This is a genomic window from Pseudomonas sp. R1-7 (assembly GCF_051132105.1).
In the GTDB taxonomy this organism is placed as follows: Bacteria; Pseudomonadota; Gammaproteobacteria; order Pseudomonadales; family Pseudomonadaceae; genus Aquipseudomonas.
Genome location: NZ_CP071661.1, coordinates 3,794,351 through 3,806,081, shown reverse-complemented (window position 1 = coordinate 3,806,081; position 11,731 = coordinate 3,794,351). Strand labels below are relative to the sequence as shown.

Below are 11,731 nucleotides of genomic sequence, written 5' to 3'. Positions count from 1 at the left end.
ATTGGAAATTATTTCCCATGGTCCGCATGCGGACCCTCTCCAGGCGTTACGCCGAGCGAGTGGGGTAACCGTCCAGGGACCGATCGAGCATGACCTTGACCAGGTCGATCATGTGCACCACCGAAAATGCCAGGTCGCGGCTCGGGCCGCTGAGGCGGCTGGCTGATTCCTGGGCGGTAGCGGCTGCGCAGCGCAGCAGGTCGCAGGCATGGACCAGGGCTTCCTCCCCGCTGATGTTGCGGTTCACGTCGAAGAAACGATGTTCCGCCTGGGCGTCCGCAATACCCGGTTTCAAGTAATAGTCCAGGGCGCGTTTGGCCGCAGGGCAATCCTGAAGCGAGGGGAAATGGCCGTCTGGAAGGAGGGCGGGCTCGTCTTTGTTGGGCTTGTCCATGGTGTCGAGTTGCTCCGTGTTGGTATGAGATCCTGAATCCCAGCTTAGTACGCATCGTAATTGTGACGACGATTTAAATACTACAATTTGTGTTTTGATGGGCGTGGTCATCCACGTATCGTGCCGTTCATGGATAAATGGATAGAGTTGGTCAAGGCCAAGATGAAGGAGCTGCACATCACTCAAGTGGTGCTTGCAGAACGTTTGGGGATGTCCCAGGGCGGTGTCGGCCATTGGCTGACCAAGCGTCGGCAACCCAGTCTTGAAGACATGAACAGGGTGCTTCAGGAGCTCGGACTCGAGTTCCTGGAAGTGGCAATGGTGATCCGCGAACCAGACACCTCCACTGACGAAGGCATGGCGCTGGCGCAGAAGTACAACCCGTACTTCCGCTACCCGGTCAACGACTGGCATGACATCGGCGCGGTCCGCGAGGGCGACTTGGTCGAATACCAGCCGCCGCGCTACGAGCTGACGGACTACCATGCCCAGGGAGACGCTTTCTGGCTGGTCGTGGTGGGTGACGCGATGACCGCGCCGAGCGGGCTGAGCATCCCCGAAGGCATGTCGATCCTGGTTGATCCTGCCATCGAGGCGGAGCCCGGCAAACTGGTGATCGCCCAACTGCCCGGTAGCAGCGATGCGACTTTTCGCAAACTGATCGAAGAGAGCGGCCAGCGTTATCTGGTCCCGCTCAATCCTACTTACCCGAAAACCCTGTACACCGAGCAATGCCGCATTATCGGCGTGGTTGTGCAGGCAACCATCAGGTTCTGAAGCGTATCGGCCCGGGATACGGGCCGATGCCTATTCTTCCAGTGCCACCAGCGCGCTGCCCTCGCTGACCATCTCACCTTCCTGGCAATACAGCGCCTTGATCACGCCAGCCTTGGGCGCGCGGATGCTGTGCTCCATCTTCATGGCTTCAAGCACCACCAACTGCGTGCCGGCTTCCACCGTTTGACCTGCTGTCACCAGCACCCGGACGATGCTGCCGTTCATGGGGGCGAGCAGGCCGCCCTGGTGGTTGTGGCTGGCTTCGGCGGCGGCTGAGGGGTCGTAGGAATCGATGCGATGCAGATCGCCTCCCCATTGCAAATAAAGGCTGTCACCCTGGCGAATAGCCCGATGGCTGCGACGCAGACCGTTGCGTTCGATGACCAGATGCTCGCCCTTGAGCTCGGCACAACGGGTGGTAACGTCGATCGTCACCGCCCGATCCTGGCCGTCACAGCTCAAATGCAGGGTGGTTTCCCTGGGCAGTCCCAGGCGCAGCCCGGTGTTATCGGCCCAAGGAGAATTGAAGTCATCAGCGCGAACACGTGATGTCATGCCCGAGGCAAAGGCATGGGCCGCCGCATACCAGAAGTCGTCGTCCAATTCGCCAGGTTCAGGCAGTAATTGCGCCTGGTGGCGTGGGATAAATCCGGTATCGAGCTGCGCCGCTGCAAAGGCCGGATGGCCGACGATGCGCCGCAGAAAGCCGATGTTGGTCCTGAGGCCACCGATGGCGAACTCGTCCAGCATGGCCAGCAACCGTAGACGGGCCTGTTCACGGTTTTCACCCCAGGCGATCAGCTTGCCCAGCATAGGGTCGTAGAAGGACGAAATCTCGTCACCTTCCTCGACACCGCTGTCGACCCGTCGACCTTCGCCCCCAGCAGATTCGCGGTATAACGCCAGGCGACCGGTGGCGGGGAGGAAATCGTTGGTCGGATCCTCGGCGTAGAGCCGCACCTCGATGGCATGGCCCTGTAACGGAACTTGCTCTTGCGTGATGGGCAGCCGCTCGCCCTGGGCCACGCGGATTTGCCAGGCCACCAGGTCGAGGCCTGTGATCGCTTCGGTGACGGGATGCTCGACCTGCAGCCGGGTGTTCATCTCCATGAAGAAGAACTCGCCCCGCGAATCCAGCAGGAACTCCACCGTGCCCGCGCCGACATAACCGATGGCCTGGGCGGCGCGCACGGCGGCCTCGCCCATTGCCCGGCGCAGCGCCGGACTGAGGCCGGGAGCGGGCGCCTCCTCGACGACTTTCTGATGCCGGCGCTGGATCGAGCAATCGCGTTCGTTGAGGTACAGGCAGTGGCCGTGTTGATCGGCGAACACCTGGATTTCCACGTGGCGCGGCTTGAGCAGGTATTTTTCCACCAGCATGCGCGCGTCGCCAAACGACGATTGCGCTTCGCGCTGCGCCGATGCCAGTGCTTCGGCCAATTGGTTGACGTCTTCAACGACCTTCATGCCCTTGCCGCCGCCGCCCGCGGTCGCCTTGAGCAGCACTGGATAACCGATGCGTTCAGCAGCGGCGCGGAAGGTTTCCAGGTCCTGGGCTTCACCGTGGTAGCCGGGCACCAGTGGCACGCCGGCGGTTTCCATCAAGGCCTTGGCGGCGGATTTGCTGCCCATGGCGTCGATGGCCGAGGCAGGAGGGCCAAGGAAGATCAGCCCGGCTTTTTCGATAGCCCTGGCAAACCCGGCATTCTCGGAAAGAAAACCGTAGCCAGGGTGGATGGCCTGTGCACCGCTGGCCTGGGCTGCGGCGATCACTTTGTCGATTTGCAGGTAGCTGTCGGCGGCCTTGCTTCCACCCAGGTCGACCCGGATATCGGCTTCACGGCAATGGCGCGCGTCACGGTCCGTGGCACTGTGCACGGCAACGGTGGTCAGGCCCATGGCCTTGGCTGTGCGCATGACGCGGCAGGCGATTTCACCCCGGTTGGCGACCAGTAACGTAGTGAGGGCAGGGGCGCTCATTGACGCGGCTCCTTGTTGTTCGACTCGGTTTGCCAGCCAGGTGCGCGCTTTTGCAGGAACGCCCGGAGGCCCTCCTGGCCTTCAGGGCTGACACGTATCCGGGCGATGGCGTTTTCGGTGTAGCGGCGTAGCGCAGGCGTGAGCGCACCGTTGCCGACTTCACGCAGCAACTCCTTGCTGGCGCGCATGGCCGCTGGACTGTTGAGCAACAGATTGTCGATCCATTGCCCGAGCTGATCGTTCAACGCCTCGGCCGGGTAACTTTCCGACAGCAAGCCGATTTCTTTCGCACGTTGCCCGCCGAAGCGTTCGGCCGTCAGGGCGTAACGTCGCGCCGCGCGCTCACCGATGGCCTGCACCACGAACGGACTGATCACCGCCGGGGCCAGGCCGATGCGCACTTCCGACAGGCAGAACTGCGCTTCGTCGGCACCGATGGCCATGTCGCAGGCGCTGATCAGGCCCAGCGCTCCGCCAAACGCCGCACCCTGGACGACCGCCAAGGTAGGAATCTTCAACTTGGCGAGGTTGTACATCAGCTCCGCCAGTTCCCGGGCATCGTCCAGGTTGGTGTGGTAATCGAGCTCGGCGGACTGCTGCATCCAGGCCAGGTCGGCGCCGGCGCTGAAGTGTTTGCCACGACCGCGGAGCAACAGAAAACGCAGGGTTGGATCGCTGCCGACCTCGTCCAAGGCGAGAATCAACTCGCGGATCATCTCGGCGTTGAAAGCGTTGTTTTTCGACTCGCGGCTGAGCCACAGGGTGGCAAAGCCGCGAGGGTCGGTGAGCAGTTCGAGCGTGTTGTAATGATTCATGGGCATTTTCCAGGTCACATCCTGAACACGCCGAAGCGGCTCGGTTCGATGGGCGCGTTCAGCGACGCGGACAGGGCCAGCCCCAGCACGTCGCGGGTTTGCGCCGGGTCGATGACGCCGTCGTCCCACAGTCGCGCGCTGGAATAATAGGGGTGTCCCTGTTCTTCATATTGATCGAGAATCGGTTGCCTGATTTCGGCTTCCTGGCTGGTGCTGAAGGGCTGGCCGCTGCGTTCGGCCTGTTCGCGCTTGACCTGCACGAGTACGCCGGCAGCTTGCTCGGCACCCATCACGCCGATCCGCGCGTTCGGCCACATCCACAGGAAGCGCGGGTCATAGGCGCGACCGCACATGCCGTAGTTCCCAGCGCCGAAACTGCCGCCGATGATCACCGTGAATTTCGGCACCCGGGCGCAGGCCACTGCGGTCACCAATTTTGCGCCGTGCTTGGCGATGCCGCCGGCTTCGTATTTCTGCCCGACCATGAAACCGGTGATGTTTTGCAGGAACAGCAACGGGATCCCGCGCTGACAGGCCAGTTCGATGAAGTGCGCGCCTTTCTGCGCGGCCTCGGCGAACAGGATGCCGTTGTTGGCGAGGATGGCGATCGGATACCCATGCAAATGGGCGAAGCCGCACACAAGGGTCGTTCCGAACAGCGCCTTGAATTCATCGAACACCGAGCCGTCCACCAGCCGCGCAATGACCTCCCGCACATCGAACGGTTGTTTTGCATCGGCTGAAACCACACCGTAGAGCTCGTCGCACGAATACAACGGCGCGATCGGCGCGCGCTGCTGCACATCGCCAAGCTTGCGCCAGTTGAGGTTGGCCACGCTGCGACGGGCCAATGCCAGGGCATGCTCGTCGCTGTCGGCATAATGGTCGGCTACCCCGGAAATCTTGCAGTGCACATCGGCGCCACCCAGGTCTTCGGCGCTGACCACTTCGCCGGTCGCTGCTTTTACCAAGGGCGGGCCGGCGAGAAAAATCGTCGCCTGCTGGCGGACCATGATCGCCTCGTCCGCCATCGCCGGCACGTAGGCGCCGCCCGCCGTGCAGGAGCCCATGACCACGGCAATCTGGGGGATGCCTTGGGCACTCATGTTGGCCTGGTTGAAGAAGATCCGACCGAAATGCTCTCGGTCGGGAAACACTTCGTCCTGGCGCGGCAGGTTCGCGCCGCCGGAGTCCACCAGGTAAATGCACGGCAGGCGGTTCTGTTGGGCGATGGCCTGGGCCCGCAAGTGTTTTTTCACCGTCAGGGGATAATACGAACCGCCTTTGACCGTCGCGTCATTGGCGACGATCATGCATTCGATGCCTTCCACGCGACCGATGCCGGCGATTACCCCGGCCGCCGGCACGTCTTCGCCGTACACTTCGTAGGCCGCCAGTGGGCTGATTTCGAGAAAGGGCGAACCCGGGTCCAGCAAGCGATTGATGCGCTCGCGTGGGAGCAGTTTGCCCCGGGAAGTGTGCCGCTCCTGTGCCTTGGGGCCCCCACCTTGCTGGACATGAGCGAGCAAGGTGCGCAAGGCCTCGACTTGTCCGAGCATCGCATCGCGGTTGGCGATGAACTCCGGTGAGCGAGCGTTGAGCTGAGTGTGCAGCGTGGCCATGGTCAGCTCCGTTAGCGGGTTTCGTTGAACAGTTCGCGTCCAATCAACATGCGACGGATCTCACTGGTGCCGGCGCCGATTTCGTACAGCTTCGCGTCCCGTAGAAGACGGCCAGCCGGGAATTCATTGATGTAGCCATTGCCCCCCAATATCTGGATGGCATCCAGCGCCATTTGCGTGGCGCGCTCGGCGCTGTAGAGGATGACCCCGGCGGCGTCCTTGCGGGTGGTTTCGCCGCGCTCGCAAGCCTGAGCCACTGCGTACAGATAGGCGCGGCTGGCGTTGAGCTGGGTGTACATGTCGGCGACCTTGCCCTGGATCAGCTGGAACTCGCCGATGCTCTGGCCGAACTGCTTGCGGTCGTGGATGTACGGCACGATCAGGTCCATGCAGGCCTGCATGATGCCGGTCGGGCCGCCGGACAGAACCACACGCTCGTAGTCGAGGCCGCTCATCAACACTTTCACGCCGCCATTGAGGACGCCGAGGATGTTTTCCTCCGGCACTTCGACGTCATCGAAGAACAGCTCGCAGGTGTTCGAACCGCGCATGCCGAGCTTGTCGAACTTGTTGCTGCGGCTGAAACCTTTCCAGTCGCGCTCGACGATGAAAGCGGTGATGCCATGCGGGCCTTTTTCGAGGTCGGTCTTGGCATAGATGACATAAGTGTTGGCGTCCGGACCGTTGGTGATCCAGGTCTTGCTGCCGTTGAGCACGTAGCGGTCGCCACGCTTGTCGGCTCGAAGCTTCATCGAAACAACGTCGGAACCAGCGTTCGGTTCGCTCATGGCCAGGGCGCCGACATGTTCGCCGCTGATCAGCTCGGGCAAGTATTTGCTCTTTTGCTCATGGGTGCCGTTGCGGTTGATCTGGTTGACGCACAAATTGGAGTGAGCGCCGTAGGAAAGGGCGACCGAGGCCGAGCCGCGGCTGATTTCTTCCATGGTGACCACGTGGGCCAGATAACCCAGGCCGGCGCCGCCGTATTCTTCCGGCACGGTGATGCCCAGCAGGCCCATGTCACCGAATTTGCGCCACATGTCCGCAGGGAACAGATTGTCGATGTCGATCTGGGCCGCCCGAGGCGTCAACTCTGCCTTGACGAAGGACTGGACCTGGTCGCGCAACATATCGATGGTTTCGCCGAGGGCAAAATTCAGGGATGGGTAGCTCATGGAACACCTTTTGGCTTTTTTGTCGGGTGCGGAAAGTAGCAGGACTGCTCTCACCTTTACGTTAACGTAAGCCTGTGACGAACGGCTGTCAATTGCTCTTTACGTTAACGTCAACTTGGGCGAGAGTAGGGCCGCTTTTGCATGAGATTCACAGATACCCCCACTAATAAAGATAAGAGGGCGCGTCATGGATCAACCCGGTTCTCACCCGCAACCCAGCTATACCCGCGGCTCCCAGGCCAAGGCCTTGCTCGCGCAGACCATCGGCCAGGCGTTCGACCAGACTGTAGCGCAATTCCCCGACGGCGAGGCGCTGGTGGTGCGTCACCAGTCCCTGCGCTACACCTGGCGAGAACTGGCCGAAGCTGTCGATCTGCACGCCCGGGCCTTCCTGGCGCTGGGCTTGCAGGTCGGCGACCGCTTGGGCATCTGGGCGCCCAACTGCGCGCAGTGGTGCGTCAGTCAGTTTGCCACTGCGAAGATCGGCGTGATTCTGGTCAACATCAATCCGGCGTATCGCGCCACAGAGCTGGAGTACGTGCTCCAGCAATCCGGTTGCCAATGGCTGGTGTGCGCGGGAGCGTTCAAGACCTCGGACTACCACGCCATGTTGCAAGCATTGGCACCAGAGCTGGCAGAACAATCGATCGGGCAATTGCGAAGCGAGCGCCTGCCGGATCTACGCGGTGTGATCAGCCTCGATTCGCAGCCGCCCTCGGGCTTTCTGCCTTGGTCGCAGATGGCTGCCCTCGGCGCTGCGGTGTCGCCGGGGCAACTGGCCGAGCGCCAGGAGAGCCTGCATTTCGACCAACCGGTGAATATCCAGTACACCTCCGGCACCACCGGGTTTCCCAAGGGCGCGACCCTCAGTCACCTCAATATTCTCAATAACGGCTACATGGTCGGCGAAAGCCTGGGCTTGACCGCTGGCGACCGACTGGTGATCCCGGTGCCTCTGTATCACTGCTTCGGCATGGTCATGGGCAACCTGGGGTGCGTGACGCACGGCAGCACCATGATCTACCCCAACGATGCTTTCGACCCGTTGCTGACCCTGCGCACCGTTGCCGAGGAAAAGGCCACTGCGTTGTACGGCGTTCCCACTATGTTTATCGCCATGCTCGATCAGCCACAGCGAGGGGATTTCGACTTGTCCAGCCTGCGCACCGGGATCATGGCTGGCGCCACATGCCCCATCGAGGTGATGCGGCGTGTCATCAACGAGATGCACATGGCTGAAGTGCAGATTGCCTACGGCATGACGGAAACCAGTCCGGTGTCGTTGCAGACCGGTCCTACGGATGAGTTGGAATTACGCGTGACCACAGTGGGACGTACCCAGCCGCAACTTGAAAGCAAGATCATCGACACGGCAGGCGATATCGTCCCTCGCGGGACCATCGGTGAGCTGTGCACCCGGGGCTACAGCGTGATGCTCGGCTATTGGAACAACCCCAAGGGCAGCGCCGAGGCCATCGATTCCCAGGGCTGGATGCACACCGGCGACCTCGCGACCATGGACGAGCAGGGTTACGTGCGCATTGTCGGGCGGAACAAGGACATGATCATCCGCGGCGGAGAGAACGTTTATCCCCGTGAGCTGGAGGAGTTCTTCTTCACCCATCCCGCCGTGGCCGATGTGCAGGTAATCGGCATTCCTTGCTCGCGCTATGGCGAGGAAATCGTCGCGTGGATCAAGTTCCATCCCGGCCACAGCGCCTCCGAGCAGGAACTGCAGGCGTGGTGCAAGGAGCGCATTGCTCACTTCAAGACGCCGCGTCATTTCAAATTTGTCGAAGAGTTTCCGATGACAGTCACCGGCAAGATCCAAAAATTCCGCATGCGGGAGATCAGCATGGAGGAACTGCGCGATCGTGACGGCTGAGTAACATCTGTGGGAGCGAGCTTGCTCGCGATGCGGTGTGTCTTGCAAAACGTCGAAACTGACACGCCGCATTCAAGGATTGATCGAAAAATAAAAATCCCGGAAAGCACAAAGGGGAGCCGAAGCTCCCCTTTAATTTTGTCGTCGCGTGCTCTTTTCTTATTATTGAGGGGCGGCCTGTTGTTGTTTTTGGTAGCCGTGGCCCTTTACCGCTGTTTTTGGCGATCCCCATCCGGGATCAAGAGCAAACGTATTTTTTTGAGCGCTGATCTGCTTTTTCGCCTGGCGATCCAACCGATTCGGGAGCTACCTGAAGGTAGTTTTATTGTTCTCTGCCCGGTTGCGGGTTGCTCCTGGAAGCACCCTGAAAAGCACACCTTCTCCAAAAAAATCTGTTAGCTGCGTCTCTGCCGTGTTGTTTTTGTTATGCCAGAGTCGTTTCGTCTTGTTTTTATTGGGGTTGCTGCTTTTTTTATTCTTGTTGTGCAGGAGATATAGCAGGTGCCGTGCCAACTTTTAAAAGTTGTTATAAAACAATGAGTTGAGAATTATGTCTGAAAAATCCATTGGCCCAAACCTGACAAATTGTTTCCGTGTTACTCGTTTCACCGGTGTTACAAAGCCAGCGGTAACACCTCAGTGTGCGTTACGGGCCTTGGCGACGCGCGAACCGGACGGGCGGCCGAGCACGTCACAGATCTGCCGGCCCGCGGCGATCAATGCGTCCAGGTCGACACCGGTTTCAATACCCAAGCCATCGAGCAGGTACAGCACGTCCTCAGTTGCGACGTTACCGCTGGCGCCCTTGGCATACGGGCAACCGCCAAGGCCGGCGATGGAGCTGTCGAACACTGCGATGCCTTCCAGCAGGCTGGCATAGACGTTGGCCATTGCCTGGCCATAGGTGTCATGGAAATGCCCTGCCAGCTTTTCCCGAGGGACGTTGGCCGAAACCACTTCGAACATCTTGCGCGTGGCGCCGGCGGTGCCAGTGCCAATGGTGTCGCCCAGGGAAACCTCGTAGCAGCCCATGTCGTACAGTTCCCTGGCGACCCAGGCGACTTGCTCGGCCGAGACCGCGCCCTCATAGGGACAACCCAGTACACAAGAGACGTAACCGCGCACGCTGACACCGTTGCGTTGCGCTGCCGCCATGATCGGACCGAAGCGTTCCAGGCTTTCCTTGATGGAGCAGTTGATGTTGCGCTGGGAAAAAGCTTCGGACGCCGCCGCGAACACCGCTACCTCCTTGACGCCTGCCGCCAGCGCGTCCTCGAACCCCCGCAGATTCGGCGCCAGCGCGCCGTAGGTAATACCGGGCTTGCGCTGGATCTGCGCGAACACTTCAGCCGAACCGGCCATCTGCGGCACCCATTTGGGCGAGACAAAACTGCCGACCTCGATATAACCCAGGCCGGCGGCACTCAGGGCGTCCACCAGGCGGACCTTGTCGGCAACGCTGATCGGTTGCGATTCATTCTGCAGGCCGTCGCGGGGGCCAACTTCGATCAGGCGTACAAAAGAGGGGAGGGACATGGCGATTGACCTGTAGTAATAAAGGTGGGCTCGGTGTGGGACGATGTTCTTACTGGACGATTTCCTCGCCCTTGATCGTCTGCTCCAGCGCCTGGATGCAACGTTCCTCGGCGGTGTCGAGTTCCAGTTTCATCTGCTCGATATCCAGTAGTTGCTGTTCGAGTTGCTCGCGACGCTCGGCAATTTTTGCCAGCATGCTGTGCAGCTGTTTCTGATTGCCGCTGGTGGGATCGTACAGCTCGATCAGCTCACGGCATTCGGCGAGGGAAAAACCAATGCGCTTGCCGCGCAGGATCAGTTTCAGGCTGACCTTGTCCCGTGGCGAGTAGACGCGTTCCTGGCCTCGACGCTCCGGACGCAAAAGGCCCTGTTCTTCATAGAAGCGGATGGCTCGGGTGGTGATATCCAATTCGCGGGCGAGATCGGAGATGCTGTAGGTCTGGCTGCTCATGGAAGCGCTCGAAACGATAGGAGTTGGCGCTAAGCTAATGGCAGGTTGACGTTCACGTCAAGCAATCGGGGCCTGTGGGAGCAAGCGAACTCGTTCCCACAATCTTCCGACCGTCCTAAACCTTCTCTAGCTTCTTCTCATGGGCCGTCACCTGTTGGCAGAGCTCGATCATCTGCTCGCGCATCCACCGGTTGGCCGGATCCTGATCGGTGCTTTCATGCCAATAGAGATGGGTTTCCACCGGCGGCACGTCATTGACGGGCAGCAGGAACGCGTGCAAGTCATGGCGGCGCGAGAAGCGCTCGGGAACGGTCATGACCATGTCGGTTTGTTGAAGCACCTGGGAAGCCATCAGGTAATGCTGGGAGCGCAGGGCGATCTTGCGCTGGATGCCCATTTTGCCGAGGGCCAGGTCCACATAACCCAGCCCGTTGCGGCGGCTGGAAATATGCACGTGGGTCTGGGCCAGGTAATCGTCGAGGCTCAGTTTTTCCTTGTTCGCCAGCGGATGGCCCTTGCGCATGGCGCAGACGTAACGGTCCTCCATCAGCTTGACGTGGCGCACTTGCGGGTCGGTGTTGAGCGGGGCGTCGACCGCGAAATCCAGGCGCCCGGCGGCCAGTTCCTTTGTGGTTTCCCGGCGCTTGGACAGGAAACTTTCGATGGCCACGGTCGGCGCCAGCCGACGCAGGCGCTGGAACAATGGCGGCAGGATCACGCCCTCGGTGAGGTCGGTCATGCTGATGCGATAAGTCTTGACCGCTTGCAGCGGATTGAAGATCCGACTTTCCTGCACAGACACCCGCAGCAGCGACAGGGCGTTGCGCACCGGCCCGATAATGTTCTGGGCCATCGGCGTGGGCACCATGCCCTGGGCGGTGCGCACGAACAGTGGGTCGTTGAAGGTCTCGCGCAAACGCGCCAGGGCATTGGACACGGCGGGCTGAGTGATGCCGACGATCTGCCCGGCGCGGGTCAGGTTGGCTTCGGTGTAGATCGCATCGAAGACAATGAAAAGGTTGAGGTCGACCTTGCTCAGATTCATGGCGCTGCACTCTTATTCTTGGGCTTGTATGAGGTGCCGGGTGGCGATGCA

General features: G+C 60.7%; 10 protein-coding genes. 2 read left to right on the top strand and 8 right to left on the bottom strand.

Features of this window, described 5'->3' with window-relative positions; translation table 11 throughout:
• Nucleotides 1-46: 46 nt before the first annotated feature.
• Entirely contained in the window at nt 47-394 is a 348-nt protein-coding gene (locus J3P79_RS16955; protein WP_434604410.1) for a DUF6124 family protein, read from the bottom strand.
• Nucleotides 395-523: 129 nt separating this feature from the next.
• Between J3P79_RS16955 and J3P79_RS16950 the strand changes: the two genes are divergently transcribed.
• Complete coding sequence (locus J3P79_RS16950; protein WP_434604408.1) at nt 524-1,171, top strand: LexA family protein; 648 nt, start codon at nt 524-526, stop codon at nt 1,169-1,171.
• A gap of 30 nt (nt 1,172-1,201) precedes the next feature.
• On the opposite strand, the gene J3P79_RS16945 is transcribed toward J3P79_RS16950, so the two are convergent.
• The 4 genes from J3P79_RS16945 to J3P79_RS16930 are packed head-to-tail and all read right to left on the bottom strand — an operon-like array spanning nt 1,202 to nt 6,763.
• Nucleotides 1,202-3,151 (bottom strand): acetyl/propionyl/methylcrotonyl-CoA carboxylase subunit alpha, encoded by a 1,950-nt coding sequence (locus J3P79_RS16945; RefSeq protein ID WP_434604406.1) that lies wholly within the window; start codon nt 3,149-3,151, stop codon nt 1,202-1,204.
• Nucleotides 3,148-3,966 carry a gamma-carboxygeranoyl-CoA hydratase gene (locus tag J3P79_RS16940; protein ID WP_434604404.1) on the bottom strand — a complete coding sequence of 273 codons (819 nt, stop codon included), beginning with the start codon at nt 3,964-3,966 and terminating at the stop codon, nt 3,148-3,150. The genes J3P79_RS16945 and J3P79_RS16940 overlap by 4 nt, the downstream gene beginning before the upstream one ends.
• A gap of 14 nt (nt 3,967-3,980) precedes the next feature.
• A complete protein-coding gene (locus J3P79_RS16935; protein ID WP_434604402.1) occupies nt 3,981-5,588 on the bottom strand; it encodes a carboxyl transferase domain-containing protein in 1,608 nt (535 codons plus the stop codon).
• Nucleotides 5,589-5,599: 11 nt separating this feature from the next.
• On the bottom strand, nt 5,600-6,763 hold the full coding sequence (locus J3P79_RS16930) for an isovaleryl-CoA dehydrogenase (protein ID WP_434604400.1): 1,164 nt from the start codon (nt 6,761-6,763) through the stop codon (nt 5,600-5,602).
• A 187-nt stretch (nt 6,764-6,950) separates the two neighbouring features.
• Between J3P79_RS16930 and J3P79_RS16925 the strand changes: the two genes are divergently transcribed.
• On the top strand, nt 6,951-8,648 hold the full coding sequence (locus J3P79_RS16925) for an AMP-binding protein (protein ID WP_434604398.1): 1,698 nt from the start codon (nt 6,951-6,953) through the stop codon (nt 8,646-8,648).
• Nucleotides 8,649-9,284: 636 nt separating this feature from the next.
• On the opposite strand, the gene J3P79_RS16920 is transcribed toward J3P79_RS16925, so the two are convergent.
• From J3P79_RS16920 to J3P79_RS16910, 3 genes are all read right to left on the bottom strand, one after another.
• Nucleotides 9,285-10,184, bottom strand: a complete 900-nt coding sequence (locus J3P79_RS16920; RefSeq protein WP_434604396.1) for a hydroxymethylglutaryl-CoA lyase — start codon at nt 10,182-10,184, stop codon at nt 9,285-9,287.
• A 49-nt stretch (nt 10,185-10,233) separates the two neighbouring features.
• Nucleotides 10,234-10,635 (bottom strand): MerR family transcriptional regulator, encoded by a 402-nt coding sequence (locus J3P79_RS16915; RefSeq protein ID WP_434604394.1) that lies wholly within the window; start codon nt 10,633-10,635, stop codon nt 10,234-10,236.
• Nucleotides 10,636-10,750: 115 nt separating this feature from the next.
• Entirely contained in the window at nt 10,751-11,680 is a 930-nt protein-coding gene (locus J3P79_RS16910; protein WP_039589167.1) for a LysR family transcriptional regulator, read from the bottom strand.
• Between the last annotated feature and the right edge of the window lie 51 nt (nt 11,681-11,731).